We start from the raw sequence: 16,927 nt of genomic DNA, 5'->3' as shown, positions 1-16,927 counted from the left end.
CGGCCGCGTCCCGGGGGCGCGACGGGCGTCGATTCGGGGTCGGGTGCATCGGTCGACTCGGGGCATGCCGAAGGTCGACCCGTCGGTCAGTAGAAGTGCCGCAGCTCCGGCCACAGGCGCGACCAGGGTTTCGCCGTGCCCGCGCACAGTTCGACCACCGCGTGTTGTTCCTCGTTGTCGACGCCCATGCCGTTGTCCACCCGAGTGACCAGCCTGCAGCCGACGAAGTCCCGATATCTTCTGGTGACTTCGCCCTCGCGCACGACCACGACCGGGCCGTCGGCGCGGTCCGGCGGCGGGCCCCAGTCGGCGAACGACATGTGGCCCGAATACGGCTTCGGCAGCCCTCGGGCGGGACCGTATCGGTCCAGTGCGCCCGCCTCGCCGTAGTTGCCCGCGAACAGCACCGCCCGGTCGCGTTGTTCGGCCGGGATCTGCACCCAGGCCACCGCCGCCGCGTCGGCCAGTTCGGGCCAACCGATCTGCTCGCCCTGTTCCGGGTTGATCCCGATCACCGCGTTCACCCGGCCGACCGGCAGCAACGGCAGCGAGATCACCGCGCTCGTGACGGTGGCGACCACGAGCATCGAGCCGACCGGCAGCCGCCGACCCGGTCGGGACGCGGCCCATTGCACGGTCGGCTCGCAGCCGGCCGCGACCAGCACCAGGAGCAGCGGCAACGCGTAGTACGACTTGCCGCCGGAGCCGATCACCAGGACGCACAGGACCAGGTATCCGGGCAGTATCGAGCGAGCCCAGCGAAGCTCCGCCGAACGCCACAACCGCACCCCGCCGGCCACCCAGATCGGCACGAACAGCGGTGACAGGTAGGCGATTTGCAGCGGGACGAACAAGATCCGGTTCTCCACGCCGTCGTCCGTGCTGATCCCGCCGGCGACGGTGAACTGCGGCCAGTCGTGGCCGGCCTGCCAGATCAGGCCGGGGGCGCTGAGCAGGACCGCGACCGCGACGCCGGCCCCGAGCAGGCGGCTGCGCAGCACCTCGCGCGGGCCGACCGCGAGCAGCCCGACGAGCAGGGCCACCACGAGATAGCCGACCAGGTACTTGTTCAGCATCGCGCCGCCGACGGCCGCTCCCACCGCGAGCCACCAGCGCCCGTCGCCGGTGCGCAGCAGCCGCAGCAGGAACCACGCCACCAGGAGCCAGGCGAGGATGTCCAGCGTCGCGGTGGACCACAGGTGGCCGACGCCCAGCACGATCCCGGAGGTGGCGGCGCAGGCCGCGGCGAGCAACTGGCCGGCCCGGCCGCTTCCGAACTCGCGTGCCATCAGCGCGACGACCAGGACGGTCGCCGCGCACGCGAGCGCGGCGAATATCCGCAGATCCTGCGGCTGGTCCCCGAACAACTCGCCGGACGCGCGGGCGAGCAGCGGCGTGAGTGGGGGTTGGTCGACGTAGCCCCACGCGAGATGTCGGCCGGCCACCACGAAGTACAGCTCGTCGCGATGGAAGCCGTAGCGCCCGGACAGTGCCACCTGCACCGCGAAGACCGCGATCATGATCAGCACGATCGGTCGCTTCGCGAGCGGCGGCAGCGCGGGCGGTACCGGTGCGGGGAGCAGCGGTTCGGCCGACGTGCGTTTCTCCACACGGCTCATTCCGTCATGGTGCCGGATCCGGGGTCGGTACGGCAGAGACTCGCGTGCGGGTCCATACAACGAGTCGGGATCGAATTCCGGGGTCGACGGCCTCGATTCGGCGGAACCCGAGATGTCCGTTTGCCGGCGCCGTGACCGAATCCGGCCCACGGCGTCGATCGGGGGTGGCCTGCCATGGGCACGCGGGGTTCGGATCGCCGGGTCGCCGCCCGGTATCGGCTGCACGAACAGCTCGGCGCCGGGGCATGGGGGTGGTGCGGCGGGCGACCGACGAGCTGCTGCACGCCGGGGTCGCGATCAAGCAGGTGAGCATCGGCCGCCGGTTGCCGGAGGCGGAACGCGAGCAGTGGGTGGCCTGGGCCATGCGGGTGGCCCGGCCGAACCGATTCCGGGTCTGTCGGCCAAGGACCCGGCCCGGCGCCCGGACGCGGACCGGCTCCGGACGCGGACCGGCTCCGGGAACTGCCCGCGGCGAACGTGCCGGACAGCGGCGCACGCGACATCGCCCGACGCCCGGCCGCCCCCATCGCGCGATCGGCGGGTGCCGAATCGACGGCCGAGGAGCCCGCCTCCGTCGAACCGCCGGCGCCGACCGGGCCCGCGTCGCCGCCGTCGGTCCCGGGCGCGTCGGCCGTGACCCCACTGCCCGGCGCGCCGCCCGGCCCGGCCGGCCGTGCGGGGGCCGGCTTCGGTGGGCACGAGCGGACCGGCCGAGCCCGCCGAGCAATCGACCGGTCCGCTCGGGCCGTGCCCACCAACTCCCTTGTCGTGTAAGGGAGATAACCCGACCACACCCGAAATCCCGACACCCGGGACGGGCCCTTCTGCTGCTACGGTGACTCCCGACCGTCCGGACGGTCCGGGCGATTCGAGAGCGGGAACGGGGGCGCGCCGGTGCGCGATCGACTACTGGACGCGGTGGAGCGAATACTGGTCCGGGACGGTGTGGAGGCGGTCCGTCTGGACGCGGTGGCCCGTGAGGCCGGCGTCAGCAAGGGCGGCCTGCTGCATCACTTCCCGAGCAAACAGGAACTGGTACGCGGCGTGGTCGAGCGGCTCGCCGACCGGTTCGACGAGGTGCTGCCCGAACCGGGTTGCCCACCGGGTGCGTTCACGCTGGCCTGGCTGGACGCGAGCATTCCCGGGCAATCCCCGACCGGGGACCGCAGCGGCATCGACCGCGTACCGCTCGCGCTGGTCGCCGCGGCCGGCGGCCCCGAGGTGCTCGGGTGCCTGCGCGAGCGATACGCGCACTGGCAGCGCCGCCTCGCTCGGGACGGCCTGGAACCGGCCGTCGCCGACCTGGTTCGGATGGCCGTGGACGGCTGGTGGATGGCCCGGTTGCTCGACCTGGGAGTCCCGCACGACGAAGCGCACAACGATCTGCGGGCCCGGTTGGTCGAGTTGATCCGCAGCAACGGCGGCGCACCGTGATCGCGGGCCTGCCGGTCGACGGTGTCGCGGTGCCCCACCCGAGTGGCGGAACGAGCCGTGGGTAGCACGTCCGAGCGCCGGCCCGGCGCCGGCCTGATGTGCTTCACCCGGGTCTCGATGACCATCGCGGACGTGGGCTTCCTGCTCTACTGGACGGTCACCCTGTTCGCGCTGATCCCGGCCGAGTACGCGTACAAGGACTACGCCGATCCGGTGATCAGCGACTGGAACTACTCGTTCGTGTTGCTCGACCTCGCCGCAGGGCTGACCGGGCCGGCCGCGCTGTGCCTGGGCCGGCGCACCGCGACCGGCAACGCCCATCCGCTGATGCTGATCTCGCTCGTTTTGACCAGCACCGCGGGCCTCCAGGCCGTCGCGTTCTGGGCGCTGCGCGGCGACTTCGCCCTCGAATGGTGGGCGCCGAACCTGTTCCTGCTGCTGTTCCCACTTCCCGCGATCACCGTGCTGGTACGACGTACGGCGCTCGTCGGGCCCTGAGCGACCCGGGTAACGTCGCGGTGCGAGGCGCGGCCGGCCTCGCACCGCGACCGCACTCCGCCCCCGCCTCGCCCGAGGAGACCACGACGTGTCCAAGACCCCCGAGATCGGCGCCCCGGCACCGGACTTCACCCTCGACGCGATTCACCTGACCGACGGCGAGGCCCGCCGCGAACCGCTGACCCTGTCCGGCCAACTCGGCCGTCCCCTGGTGCTGGCCTTCTACCCCGGCGACGACACGGCGGTCTGCACCAGGCAACTGTGCTCGTACTCCTCCGGCTTCGAACAGTTCGTCGACCTGGATGCCACCGTCTGGGGCATCAGCCCACAGGACCTGGACAGCCACGAGAAATTCGCCCGCAAGCACAACCTGCGGATGCCCCTGCTCGCCGACACCGACCACAGGGCGATCGACTCCTACGGCATCGGCCTGGGCAGTAACGCCCTCCGTCGAGCCGTCTTCATCATCGACGCCCAGGGCATCCTCCGTTGGAAACACGTCGCCCTGGTCGGCCTCACCTACCGAGGCATGGACACCCTGACCGCCCAACTGAAACTCCTGCGCGGCTGAGCGACGGCGCCCGGATGCCGGGTGTTCAGAAGTTCAGGGGTTGGATGAACGTGGGGGCGCCCTCCGAGGGACCGCCGCTGATCAGGCCGACGCCGGTGGAGCCGATGTGGACCGGGCCGCCGGAGTCGCCGGCGGCGCCGGACTGGGTGCTGCGGACCAGGCCGGTGACGGCGCCCTCGGGGTAGTTGACGGTGACGTCGACGGCGTCGACGGTGCCGCACCGGGTGCCGCTGGAGGCGCCGGTGGCGCAGATCCGGTCGTGCAGTCGGGGTTTGGCGAAGCCGGTGATCCTGGTGGTGGAGTTGCCGTCGACGATGTCGCCGGCCAGCGGCAGGCCCTCGGCCGCGGGGATCACCGCCCAGTCGGCGTCGGGAAAGCGGTACTGGCCGACGGTGCCGATCAGGGTGCCGGTGCCGTCGTACCAGGTGGACGCGTCCCGGGCGCAATGGCCCGCCGTGGCGGTCGTGTTCGGGCGGTAGCCGTTGAAGCCGGCGGTGCAGATGAAGACCGTGCCGGTGAGCCCGCTGTAGATCGTGCTGCCGCCGTGGAACCCGTTCGGGGGGCGGGAGTTCGGGTCGGCGGCCGGGCCCCGGGCCAGCCGGGGGCGGATCGCCGCGCCGAGGTGGACGATGTCGACCGGCGCGGGCGTCAGTCGGGCGGTGGCGAGGAAGTTCGAGGTGGCCGGGTCGGCGGCGCCGCGCAGCATGCCGATGGTGAGTGTGCAGCGCTGGTGATCGACGTACCAGTACTGGCCGGCGCCGGCCAGGCCGTCCAGCGCGAGGCCGTCCAACCGGTGCTGGAGCGCGCGCAGTTGCTCCAGTCGGTCGACGAGGCAACCGGCGGCGGGCGGGTCGGCCGCCGCCGGTCCGGCCTGGGTGCTCAGCACGAGCGCGGCCGCTGCGGCCATCGACAACATCGAACGCGTCACGGTGGTCCGCTTCATGCCGGACACCGTACGGACCGACGCCCGGCGGAGGGCGGCCCACCGCGCCGGCGTCACCCGAACGGAGGATGCGATCCCCGCACGAGCACCGCGCCTTCGCGGCCGGGCGTGACGTGCGCCACCCGGGCGGATGGCGATCCGTACCGTCTTGCGCAACTCATGGAAGGTAAGGCTAACCTAAGCACGACCCCGGGGGTCGTGCCGAGCCCGACCCCCGTCCTTACTCGTGCCCGGAGCCCCACATGCCCTCATCTCATCGCTCGCTCGCGACCGCCCGGCGGCGCGTGGTTCGGCTGCTCGCCGTGGCGGGGGCGGCCGGATTGCTGCTCACCGGGTGCGGTTCCGACTCGGACTCCAAGTCGGACACCAAGCCCGCCGCGAACCAGAGCGGCGCCGCGCCGGCCGCCGGCGACTCGGCCGGCGGCACCCGCACCGTCAAGGACGCGACCGGCACCGCGGTCCAGGTGCCGGCGAGCCCCAAGCGCGTCGTGGTGCTCACCCAGGAGGACCTGGACGCGGTGCTCGCGCTCGGCGTCAAGCCGGTCGGCATCACCAACGGCCAGGGCCTGGACAAGCCGCCCGCCTACCTGACCGACAAGGTCAAGGGCATCGAGGTGGTCGGGAACCTGCTCCAGCCGGTGATGGACAAGGTGATCGCGGCCAAGCCGGACCTGATCCTGGCCGGCGACATGCAGGACGAGCAGGTGCTCAAGCAACTCCGCAGGATCACCCCGGCGACGCTGGTCACCATGGCCCCCACCGACGACTGGAAGTTGTCCTTCCGCGGCATCGGCAACGCGGTCAACAAGCTGGACCAGGCGAACAAGGTGATCACCGACTACGAGGCCAAGGCGAAGAAGACCGGCGAGGACCTGACCGCGAACAAGGGCGCCGCGGTGAGCATCGTGCGCTGGAACCCGAACGGCCCGAGCTGGATGGAGAAGCGCCAGTTCGCCAGTGGCGTCGCGCTCGACATGGGGCTGACCCGGCCCAAGGCGCAGGACAAGGACGGCAACGCGCACACTCCCGCGTTGAGCCTGGAGAAGATCGCCGAGATCGACGGTGACTGGCTGTTCCTGGGCACGCTCACCGCGGACGGCGCGAGCGCGCTCAAGGAGGTCCAGGAGAAGCCGGCGTACAAGGAGTTGAACGTGGTCAAGAAGAACCACGTGGTCACCGTGGACGGTTCGGTGTGGTCCACCCGAGGCGGTCCGCTGGCCGCCGACGTGGTGCTCGGCGACATCGCGAAGGCGCTGTCCGCCACCTCCTGATCCGCCGCCGTCCGACCCGCCGGCATCGGCCGCGACCGGCCCCGGGACGCGCAACGCGCCCCGGGGCCGCCGCCGTTGCGGGCCCGCGTCCGTCCGACCGCCCCGTTCGTCCTCGCGCAGAAAGCCGACCATCATGGACACCCCGATCCTGCACGCGCTGACCGAGGCGGTCGCCGCCGGCCGAGCCGACGCCGGCGCCGAGTTCTGGGCCGGGGTCGAGGCGGTCGGCGCCCCGCTGGTCGAGCCGGATCCGGCCGACCCCGGGCAGCGCCTGGTCACCTTCGTGTGGCGGGACGACCCGACGGCGCCCGCCCGGGACGTGCTCGCGCTGCTGCACACGTTCACCGACCGGGACCGGCACGCGGGTGATCTGACGCCGCATCTGATGCGCCGACTGCCCGGCACCGACGTGTGGGCGCTCACCCATCGGCTGCCCGCCGACCTGCGCGCGTCGTACCAGTTCTTCGTCGGCACCGGGGCTCGCGCGCAACTGCTGCGCACCGATCGGGCCGCCTGGCTGGGCGTGTTGGACGGCGCGGTGCCCGACCCGTACAACCACGCGCCCACGCTGGCCGCGCGGGACGGCCGCAATCCGTCCTCGGTGCTGGCGCTGCCGGACGCGCCCGCGCAGCCGTGGGTGCGCCGCCGGCCGGGCGTGCCGCGCGGCTCGCGTCTGGACACCACGGTGGCCGGACGCCGGGTGAGCGTGCTCGTGCCCGCCGGCGTCCGCCCGGAGCCCTTCCGGGTCGCCGTATTCCTTGACGGCGAGGTCTGGGGCTCGGTGCTCGACATCGGCGACACGCTGGACAACCTGCATGCCGAGGGCCGGATTCCGCCGACCCTCGCGCTGCTCGTGGACACCATGGGTCGGGATCGGCGGATCGCCGACCTGACCTGTAGCGAGGCGTTCGTGGATTGGTTGGCGGACGTGTTGTTGCCGTGGGCCGGTCGGCACTACGGGTTCGACCCCGATCCCGCGCACACCGTGGTCGTCGGCCAGAGCGCGGGCGGCCTGACCGCCGCCTTCGCGGCCCTGCACCGGCCGGACCGGTTCGGCAACGTGCTGTCCCAGTCCGGGTCGTTCTGGTGGCCCGACCCGGACGAGGGCAACGACGGCCCCGAGTGGTTGACCCGGCGGTTCGCGACGACCGAACGGCTGCCGATCCGGTTCCACGTCGAGGTGGGGTTGCTGGAGTGGATGCTGGTCGCCGAGAACCGACGCCTGCGGGATGTCCTGCTCGAACGCGGCTACCCACTCACCTACACCGAGTTCGACGGCGGCCACGACTACGCCTGCTGGCGCGGCGGGCTCGCCGTCGGACTCGTCGGACTGCTGTCAGCCTCGGCCGGAGGCTGAGGCACCGGCCGCCTCGGGGTCCGGGTCGGTGGCCCGCCCCGGACGGTTCGGCGCCGGGCCGGGGTCGGTGGCCGCTTCCGCGCGGTTCGGCTCCGGGTCGGGGCCGGCGGTCGGTTCCGCGTCGTCGTCCCCGAACGGCGGTGGAGCCGGCGCCTCGCGGGGCAACCGCAGCGCGAACACCGCACCGATCGCGACCAGTACGGCGGTGACCCAGATCGCCGCGCGGTACGGCCCGGGCGAACTCGCGTCGTGCCCCGACCCGCCGCCCGCCTCGATCACCGCGGCGCCGACCGCGATCCCGAGCGAACCGCCCAGCGTGCGCACGATGGTGAACAGGGCCATCGCGTGGCCCATGTCCGGCGGCTCGATCTCGCCGAACCCGGCGATCTGCACGGTCAGTACGGCGGTGCCCAGCACCAGCCCGACGGCGAACATCAACACCCGTACCGCCCAGGCGTTGTCGGCGACCCCGGGCAGTGCGAGCGCGCCGAACACCAGCGCGGCCGACAACAACGCGGGCGTGGCCAGCCGCCGAGGGCCCAGCCGGGGCAACAACCGGTCGACCACCTGGGACGCGAACATCAGCCCGACCGCCTCGGGGAAGACCCCCAGGCCCGCGTCCAGCGCGGAGGCGCCGAGCGCCGCCTGGTAGAGCAGCGGGAAGACGAACAACACGCCCATCAGCCCGGCCGAGGTGAGCAGGGCCAGCGCGCCGGCCGCGCCGAACGCCCGATCACTCAGCAGTCGAAGTCGCAACAGCGGTTCGGCGGAGCGAAGTTGGTGGGCGACGGCGACCACCAGCAGGACCAGGCCGAGGACTCCCGAGACCGCGATGGCCGGCGAACTCCAGCCCTGCGACGGCCCGAAGCCGAGCGCGTAGGTGAGCAGCCCGAGCGTCGGCGTGGTGAGCCAGAACCCGATCCGGTCGAACGGCCCGCGCACTCCCTCCCGATGCTCGCGCAGCCCGAACAGGCCGAGCAACACGGCGGCCGTGCCGATCGGCACGTTGACCAGGAACAGCCAGTGCCAGGACAGGTGCTCGGTCAGGAACCCGCCCAGCGGCGGACCCAGCGCGGGCATCAGCGCGGTCGGCACGATCAACCACTTGGCCAGCTTCATCCGCTCGTGCGGCGCGAACGCGGTGAACAGGATGGTCATCCCGACCGGCGTCAACAGCCCGCCCGCCAGGCCCTGTACGACGCGGGCCAGCACCAGGGGGACCAGGTCCCGGGACAACCCGCAGGCGGCCGACGCGGCGGTGAACACGGCGAGCGAGCCGAGGAAGACCCGCTTGGTACCGAAACGATCGCTCAACCGCCCGGCGACCGGCAGCGCGACCACCAGGGCGACCAGGAACGCGATTTCCACCGTGTTCGCGGCCACCGCGGGCCGGTCGAAGTCCTCCGCGATGGTCAGCAGCGCCGGATTGACGATCGTCGAATCCAGGCCGTTCATGCACATCGCCGCGGTGTAGACGACGATCACGACCCACCCGGCGGCACGCTTGGCGGTCGCCGGTGCCGCCGGTGTCGTGGGTGCGGCCGGTTCAGGGTGGTGCGCGGTCACCGCGCGGCCGGGCCGAGGTCGGTCCAGTGCCCGGTGACCCAGTCCAGCGCCGCCGAGCGCGCACACGGCCCGTGCACGCCGGTCCAGCCCTCCGGCACGGCGGCGAAGTCGGGCCACAACGAGTGTTGCCCGAGGTCGTTCACCAGCACCAGGAAGTCGCCCGTGTCGTCGTCGAACGGGTTCGGCGGGGTGTCGTGGTCACGAGGGGTCATGGGAGTGGCCCTCCAACTCGGTGAGGCGGTCCCGGACCACACGCGCGATCTGCGCGATCGGGCCGGGCAGGGTCATGTCCTTGTGTGAGCAGGCCACGTTCGTGTTGTCGATCCGACCGCTCACGTACGGGGCCCAGGTGTCGGGGGTGAGGGTCTCGTCGATGGTGTCCACGGTGGCCCGGAAGAACAGCACGTCGCCGCGGAACACCCGGTGGTCGAAGCCGCGGACCAGGTGATTGGTGTTGAGGTAGATGTCGTTGAGCGCCTCGATCGTGGCCTCGTCCAGCCCGGCCAGCGGGCTGCCCTCGCGGCGCAACACCGCGATCACCTCGGCGAGTTCGAGGGGCGCCCCGGCCAGGATCTCCGGTCCGTAGCCGCCCATGGTGAGCAGCGCCTCCAGCGCCTCCGCCAGATCGGGCACGGGCAACTCGCGAAAACCCTCGGCCGGATACGCGTCCAGGATCGCGAGCAACTCCACCTCGTGGCCCGACTCCTGGAGCCGGGTGGCCATCGCGTGCGCGATGATTCCGCCGGTCGACCAGCCGAGCAGCCGGTACGGGCCGTCCCCGTGCACCTCGCGCAGCCGGTCGACGTAGTGCGCGGCCAATTCCTCCAGCGTCTCGGGCAGCGGCTCGCCGGCGGTCGCCGGGCCCACGCCCTGGGCCTGGAGGCCGTACAGCGGCATTTCCGCCGGCAGGTTGCGGATCAGGCCCGCATAGCACCAGGACAGACCGCCGGCCGGATGCACGCAGAACAGCGGCGCCCGCTCCCGGTCCGCCGCCGCCGACCCGGCGGGGCGCAGCGCCAGCAGCACGTCCAGCGCGTCGGCGCGTTCCGTCGCCTCCAACGCGGCGTCCAGGCCGGCGGCAGTGGGCGCCTGGAAGATCGTGCCGATACCCACGTCCGCGCCCAGGGCCGACCTGATCCGCCCGGCCAGTCGCACCGCGAGCAGCGAATGCCCGCCCAGGTCGAAGAAGTTGTCGTGCACACCGACCGAGGGCACCCCGAGCACGTCGGCGATCAACGCGCACAAGCGTTCCTCGCGCGGTCCGCGCGGGGCCCGACCGGCGGTGCTCGCGGCGGTGTGTTCCGGGCGTGGCAGCGCCTTGCGGTCCAGCTTGCCGTTCGCGGTCAGCGGCAGTCGGTCGAGCACGACCACGGCCGACGGCACCATGTGCGTGGGCAGGGTCGCGGCGGCGTACTCGCGCAGGGCGGGCCCGTCCAGGGACGGCGCGGCGACCACGTAGCCCACGAGTCGTTTGTCGCCGGGAGTGTCCTCGTGCAACACCACGGCCGCGTCGAAGACTTCCGGATGGGCCGCCAAGACCGCCTCGATCTCGCCGAGTTCGACCCGGAAGCCGCGAATCTTGACCTGCTGGTCGGCCCGGCCGAGGTAGTCCAGGGTGCCGTCCGCGCGGCGCCGGGCCAGGTCGCCGGAGCGATACATCCGGGCCCCCCGCTCGCCGAACCGGGCCGCGTGCGGATCCGCCACGAAGCGGCCCGCGGTGAGCGCGTGCCGACCCAGATAGCCGCGCGCGAGGCCCTCGCCGGCCACATACATCTCCCCGGTCACCCCGGGCGGGACCGGCTGGAGCCGATGGTCGAGCACATACACCCGCAGGTCCGGGATGTTCACCCCGATCGTGCTCGCCGTGCCGGCGGCGGCCGACGCGCGGTCCAACGGGTGGTAGGACACGTGCACGGTGGTCTCGGTGATGCCGTACATGTTCACCAACCGCGGCGCGTCGTCGGCGTGCCGCTCGTACCAGTCGGCGAGCCGGGCCGGCTCCAGCGCCTCGCCACCGAAGACCACGTAGCGCAGCGCCAGTTCGCGCCCGGGGCGCTCCCGATCGGCGGCCACCAGTTGGTGGAACGCGGACGGTGTCTGGTTGAGCACGGTGACCCGCTCCCGGGCGAGCAGGTCGAGGAACTCGGCCGGATCGCGGCTGACCAGGTGCGGCACCACGACCAGCCGGCCACCGAACAGCAGCGCGCCCCACAGTTCCCAGACCGAGAAGTCGAACGCGTAGGAGTGGAACAGGGTCCAGACGTCGTCCGGACCGAAGCCGAACCAGTGGTCGGTCGCGGTGAACAGTCGGGCCACGTTGTGATGGGTGACGGGCACTCCCTTGGGCTGACCGGTGGATCCGGAGGTGTAGATCACGTACACCGGATCGCTCGCCCGCAGCGGGCGCTTGCGCTGGTGCTGACCCAGGTCCGAACTCGGATAGGCGTCCGCGTCCTTGCCGTCCACCGCGATCCGGGGCAGGTCGTGCGCGGGCAACCGGCGGGCGGTCGCCGAGTCGGTGAGCAGGACGACGGGCTCGGCGTCGTCGAGCATGTAGGCGAGCCGATCGGCCGGGTAGTCCGGGTCGAGCGGCAGGTAGGCGGCGCCCGCCTTGGCGACCGCGAGCAGGGCCACCACCAACTCGGGCGAACGCGGCAGCGCGAGCGCGACGATGTCGCCGGGGCCGATGTCCCGGGCGACCAGTAGCCGGGCCAGGCGGTTGGCCCGGGCGGAGAGTTCGGCGTGGCTCAGCGACAGGCCCGCGCAACTCACCGCGATCCGCTCGGGATGCGTCCGGGCGGCCTGTTCGTAGCGGGCGACCAGGGTGGCCGACGCGGTCGCCGTGGCGGTGGGGCCGGCGTTCCACTCGACCAGGGCGCGGTGCCGCTCGGCCTCGTCCAGCAGCGGCAGCGCGTCGATCGGCGCGTCCGGGTCGGCGACGGCGGCGGTGAGCAGCGCGGCGAGTCGCCGGGACAGGCCCAGCACGGTGGCCCGGTCGAACAGGTCGGTGCGGAACTCCACGAACCCGCCCACGCCGCACCCGGGTTGCTCGCCCACGTTCAAGGTGAGGTCGAACTTGGCGGTCCCGGACGGCACCGCGGTCATCCGCGCGGTCAGCGGGCCGAGCGCGAACTCGGCGTCGGGCAACGACTGCCACGCGATCAGCACCTGGAACAGCGGGTGCCGGGCCGGCGAGCGCGGCGGATTGAGCTCGTCCACGACCCGGTCGAACGGCACGTCGGCGTGGTCGTACCCGGCCAGGGTCGCGGTGCGCACCCGGTCCAGCAGGGTGCGGAAGCTCGGCGCGCCGGAGGTGTCGGCGCGCAGGACCAGGGTGTTCACGAAGAACCCGACCAGGTCGGCGGTCGCGTCGTCGTCGCGGCCCGCGACCGGGATGCCCAGCGGAATGTCGGTGCCGCAGCCGTGCCGGGTGAGCAGCGCGGCCAAGGCGGCCTGGACGGCCGTGAACACGCTGGTGCCGCTCTCCCGGGCCAACTCGGCGAGCCCGGCGTGCGCGGTGGCATCGAGGTGGAACGGCACGGTGTCGCCCGCGTACGAGGCAATCTGCGGGCGGGGTCGGTCGGTGGGCAGGTCGAGTTCGTCCGGCAGACCGGCGAGGGTGCGCTTCCAGAAGTCGAGTTGCCGGGCGGCCAGGGGAGTGGGCGCGGTGGGACCACCGAGCAGACGGGCCTGCCACGCGACATGGTCCGGGTAGCGCACCGGCAGCGGCGTGAACTCCGGTGCGCGACCGGCGACCCGGGCCGCGTAGGCGGTGGCCAGGTCACGCGCGAGCGGTGTGGTGGACGCGCCGTCGCCGGCTATGTGATGCAACACCAGGACCAGCGTGTGGGTGTGCTCGTCGGTGCGGAACAGGGTGCCGCGCAGGGGAGGTTCGACCGCGAGGTCGAAGCGGTGGCGCACGGCGTCGGCGATCGATTCGCCCGGCGCGGCGAGATGCAGCTCGGGACGGGCCCGGTCCACGGTCAGGATGCGCTGGTAGGGCTCGCCCGTCTCGCACACCTCCCCCGACGAGTCTGCTGCGCCCGCCTCGCCCGGCGTGCCCGCCGCGCCCGCCTCGGCCGGTTTCGGCGCTTGGCTCGGTGTCTCCTCGTCACCGACCATCGGGTAGACGGTGCGCAGCGTCTCGTGCCGGGCCACGAGGTCGACCAGCGCATGTTCGAGCGCGGAGTGCTCCAGCGGGCCGGTCAGGGTCAGGACGAGCGGGATGTTGTAGGTCGGACTGGGGCCTTCGAGCCGGTACATGAACCACAACCGCTGCTGCGCGGCGGACAGCGGCAGCCGGTCGGCGGGATGCGCCACCGGCTCCAGCACCGGGCGCGATTGCGGCGCGCTCCCGGACCGGACGAGTTCGGCCAGGCCCGCCGGCGTCGGCCGGCGGAACACGTCGGCCAGACCGATCGGTGCCTCGAAACTCTCCCGGGCCCGGGCGGCCAGTCGCGCGGCGAGCAGCGAATGGCCGCCCAGCTCGAAGAAGTCGGCGTCTCGGGCCGGTTGTTCGGCCAATTCCAGGACGGCCGCGAACAGATCGCAGATGATCTCCTCGTGCAGTCCGCGAGGTCCCTCCCGCAGACCGGGCGCGCTCGACGCCGGGTCCGGCAGCGCGCGCTGGTCGATCTTGTCGTTGGCGGTGCGCGGCAGCGCGGACAACACGAGCACCGCCGCCGGCACCATGTGCTCGGGCAACCGGGCGGCCAGGTGGGCTCGGAGCGCCTCGGGCGCCGGAGCGCGCCCGGCGACGGGGACGACGTAGCCCAGCAGGCGCTTGCCGTGCGCCGCGTCCCGGGCGATCACCGCGGCCTGCGCGATGTCCGGGTGGGCGGCCAACACCGCCTGGATCTCGCCGGGTTCGATCCGGAAGCCGCGGATCTTGACCTGTTCGTCGGCCCGGCCCAGCAGTTCGAGGGTGCCGTCCGCGCGGCGCCGGGCCAGGTCGCCGGTGCGGTACATCCGGGCACCCGGATCGCCGTGCGTGGCGCCGAACGGGTCGGCGACGAACCGCTCGGCGGTCAGGTCGGGCCGGTTCAGGTAGCCGCGGGCCAGGCAGGCGCCGGCGATGTGCAGTTCCCCGGTGACGTCGACGGGGGTGGGGCGCAGCGAGGCGTCCAGGACGTAGGCGCGCGAGGCCCGGACCGGCCCGCCGGTGCCGTCCGGGCCCCAGAAGTAGGCGTCGACGGTGGTTTCGGTGGGTCCGTACAGGTTGATCGGTCGGCTGCCCGGGATCGCGGCGAGCCGTCGCCACAGCGGCTCGGCGACGCTCTCGCCGCCGACCACCAGCACGGCCGGGTGGTGCCGGTCGGGTGCGTCCAGGCCCTCGGCGAGCAGTGCCTCGGCGTAGGTGGGCGTCACGTCCAGGTAGTCGATCCGGTGTTCGTGCAGGTAGCCGAGCAGGGCGAGCGGATCGCGGTAGCCGGCGTCGTCGAGCAGGTGCAGCTCGTGGCCGTGCACCATCCACAACACCGGGTCCCACGAGGCGTCGAACGCGAACGACGCGCTGTGCGCGATCCGCAGCCGGGCGCGGCCGGTGCGCTCGACGGCGGGCGCGATGTGGTCGGTGGCGTGGCTCTCGTAGAGGTTGGCGAGCGAGGCGTGGGTGACCGCGACACCCTTGGGCCGGCCGGTCGAGCCGGAGGTGTGGATCACATACGCGCTCTGCCCCGGGCGGGGCGGCTGCGGGGCCCGATCCGGGCGCGCGGCCAGTCGGGTACGGGTGGCCGGATCGTCCAACAGCACGGCGGGGATGCTGTGTTCGGGCAGCGCCGCGATCGTGTCGGCGGCGGCGATCAGGCAGCCCGGGGTGGTGTCGGCGAGCACGTCGCGGATCCGCCGGGCCGGGTGGCCGAGATCGAGGAACTGGCAGACGCCGCCGGCCTTGAGCACGCCGAGGAGGGCGACCACGGTGTCCGCGCCCCGGTGCAGCGCGACGGCCACCGGGATCTCGGCGGTCACCCCGATCGCGATCAGCTCGTGGGCAAGGCGGTTGGCGGCCGACTCGATCTCGGCGAATGTGCGGGTGTCCGCGCCGGCGCGGACCGCGACGGCGTCCGGGGTGCGGGCGGCTTGGCGGGAGTACGCCTCGGGCAGGGTGAGGTCGGCGGGCGGTTCGGCGCGGCCGGCGGTGGCCCGGGCGACCTCGGCGGGGGTGAGCAGGTCGATCCGGCCGATCGGCCGCTCGGGTGCCTCGTGCAGCAGCTCGACGAGTGCGTCGAGGTAGCGCAGCACGCCGAGTTCGTGACCGGCCAGGTCGTCGGGGGAGTAGCGCGCGGGATGGGCGTCCAGATCGATGCGCAGGCCGCCGTCGGCGGTCGGGACCACGCCGACGGCCAGGTCGTCCACCGGGCCGGCGGCCAGGTTGTGCACCCGGCCCACGGCTTCGCCCAGGGCCAGGTCGCCTTCGAACGCCTTGATGTTGACCATCGGTCCGTACAGCGGGCGGCCCCGGCCCGACGCGCCCGGTTCGCGCAGCAGGTCCTCCTGGCGGAACCGCTGGTGACGGCGCACGGCGCGCAGTTCGAGCACGACTCGGCGCAGCAACTCGGGCGCGGTGTCCCGGGGTTGTACGCGCACTCGCAACGGCAGGATGTTGACCGTCATCGCCGGGGTGCGCAGTGCGGTGGGGCTGCGTCGATTCAGCAGCGGGAGGCCGAGCACGATCTCCCGGGCGCCGGTGGTGCGGTGCAGATAGCCGGCGGTGGCCGCGATGAGCAGTTCGGCCCAGGTGGCCCGGGCGATCGAGGCGGCCTCGGTCAGGCGCGCGGTGCGGGCCGGCGTGAGTTCGACGCTGCGACGCAGGATCGGGCCGGTGGGCAGGGGAGTTGCCGGTTCCCGGGTGAGGGTGACCGGTTCGGGGTGATCGGCGAGGCGATCGAGCCAGAAAGCGCGGTCGGTGTCGTACGCTTCGCTCCCTCGGTAGTCGGCCTCCTCCGCGACCAGTTGGCGCAGGGTGCCGAACGGGTTGGGGGTGGGCCGAACTTGGCGGGTGAGCGCGGTGTACGACTCGGCGACGCGGCGGTCGATCAGGGCGAGCGCGTAGGCGTCCACCGCGATGTGATGCACGCGCCGGTACCACCAGTGCAGTTCGTCGGCGAGCCGGAACACGGCGTGGGTGACCAGCGGGCCGGTGGTCGGGTCGACGGCGCGGGCCAGGTCGTCGTGCAGCCACGCCCGGGCCTCGGCCGCCGGGTCCCGCGCGGTGCGCAGGTCGAGCAGGTGCACCGGGTGTTCGTGGTCGGTGACGCGTTGGGCCGGGGTGCCGTCGGTGCCGGTCACCACCAACAGACGCAAGGTCTCGGCCTCGGCGCCGACGCGGCGCAACACCCGGGCGAACAGCTCGGCGTCCAGCGGGCCGCGGATCTCGACCCGGTCGCCGGTGTTGTAGCCGGGGTCGTCCGGCATCAGGGCCTGCGCGTAGACGATGCCGGCCTGGGCGGCGAGCAGTGGCAGGCGGGCGGAGCCGGTGTCGGTCCCGGCGCCCGGGTGCGGGTGACCGGTACGGGCCGGCACGGGCGCCTCGGTCTCGGCGGGATCCGGAACGGTGGTCTCGGCCTGGTGGGGACGCATGGTGTGGAGACTCCCGGGGCGCGACGACGACAGACGGCACGTACCGGTCCCCGGCACGTGAAGTTAGGTAAGCCTAAGCTATCTTCCGGG

10 protein-coding genes are annotated in these 16,927 nt (G+C 72.9%); 5 read left to right on the top strand and 5 right to left on the bottom strand.

What is annotated here, in order from left to right:
• Nucleotides 1-86 precede the first annotated feature (86 nt).
• Complete coding sequence (locus ABZ374_RS38505) at nucleotides 87-1,619, bottom strand: glycosyltransferase family 39 protein (protein WP_360320717.1); 1,533 nt, start codon at nucleotides 1,617-1,619, stop codon at nucleotides 87-89.
• An 894-nt stretch (nucleotides 1,620-2,513) separates the two neighbouring features.
• Here ABZ374_RS38505 and ABZ374_RS38500 point away from each other — a divergent pair.
• The 3 genes from ABZ374_RS38500 (at nucleotide 2,514) to ABZ374_RS38490 (ending at nucleotide 4,122) form a co-directional block, all read left to right on the top strand.
• Nucleotides 2,514-3,053 carry a TetR/AcrR family transcriptional regulator gene (locus tag ABZ374_RS38500; RefSeq protein WP_360320714.1) on the top strand — a complete coding sequence of 180 codons (540 nt, stop codon included), beginning with the start codon at nucleotides 2,514-2,516 and terminating at the stop codon, nucleotides 3,051-3,053.
• 57 nt (nucleotides 3,054-3,110) lie between these two features.
• Nucleotides 3,111-3,551 carry a DUF5360 family protein gene (locus ABZ374_RS38495; RefSeq protein ID WP_360320711.1) on the top strand — a complete coding sequence of 147 codons (441 nt, stop codon included), beginning with the start codon at nucleotides 3,111-3,113 and terminating at the stop codon, nucleotides 3,549-3,551.
• A gap of 88 nt (nucleotides 3,552-3,639) precedes the next feature.
• Nucleotides 3,640-4,122, top strand: coding sequence for a peroxiredoxin (locus tag ABZ374_RS38490; RefSeq protein WP_360320708.1), 483 nt, complete (start codon nucleotides 3,640-3,642; stop codon nucleotides 4,120-4,122).
• A gap of 25 nt (nucleotides 4,123-4,147) precedes the next feature.
• On the opposite strand, the gene ABZ374_RS38485 is transcribed toward ABZ374_RS38490, so the two are convergent.
• The gene (locus ABZ374_RS38485) at nucleotides 4,148-5,065 is read right to left on the bottom strand and encodes a S1 family peptidase (protein WP_360320705.1); all 918 of its coding nucleotides are present in this window, start codon (nucleotides 5,063-5,065) and stop codon (nucleotides 4,148-4,150) included.
• Nucleotides 5,066-5,307: 242 nt separating this feature from the next.
• Between ABZ374_RS38485 and ABZ374_RS38480 the strand changes: the two genes are divergently transcribed.
• Nucleotides 5,308-6,336, top strand: a complete 1,029-nt coding sequence (locus tag ABZ374_RS38480) for an ABC transporter substrate-binding protein (protein ID WP_360320702.1) — start codon at nucleotides 5,308-5,310, stop codon at nucleotides 6,334-6,336.
• Nucleotides 6,337-6,469: 133 nt separating this feature from the next.
• Entirely contained in the window at nucleotides 6,470-7,693 is a 1,224-nt protein-coding gene (gene fes, locus ABZ374_RS38475; protein ID WP_360320699.1) for an enterochelin esterase, read from the top strand.
• On the opposite strand, the gene ABZ374_RS38470 is transcribed toward fes, so the two are convergent.
• The 3 genes from ABZ374_RS38470 to ABZ374_RS38460 form a co-directional block, all read right to left on the bottom strand.
• Nucleotides 7,673-9,178 carry a DHA2 family efflux MFS transporter permease subunit gene (locus tag ABZ374_RS38470; RefSeq protein WP_360320696.1) on the bottom strand — a complete coding sequence of 502 codons (1,506 nt, stop codon included), beginning with the start codon at nucleotides 9,176-9,178 and terminating at the stop codon, nucleotides 7,673-7,675. The two genes, fes and ABZ374_RS38470, sit on opposite strands and share 21 nt — an antisense overlap.
• Before the next feature lie 77 nt (nucleotides 9,179-9,255).
• A complete protein-coding gene (locus tag ABZ374_RS38465; RefSeq protein WP_360320693.1) occupies nucleotides 9,256-9,471 on the bottom strand; it encodes an MbtH family protein in 216 nt (71 codons plus the stop codon).
• Nucleotides 9,458-16,837, bottom strand: coding sequence for an amino acid adenylation domain-containing protein (locus tag ABZ374_RS38460; RefSeq protein ID WP_360320690.1), 7,380 nt, complete (start codon nucleotides 16,835-16,837; stop codon nucleotides 9,458-9,460). Before ABZ374_RS38460 ends, ABZ374_RS38465 begins: the two co-directional genes overlap by 14 nt.
• Between the last annotated feature and the right edge of the window lie 90 nt (nucleotides 16,838-16,927).

The organism is Embleya sp. NPDC005971, from assembly GCF_040629175.1.
Lineage (GTDB): Bacteria > Actinomycetota > Actinomycetes > Streptomycetales > Streptomycetaceae > Embleya.
Note: the sequence above shows the minus strand (reverse complement) of the source record. Positions and strands in the feature narration are given on the sequence as shown.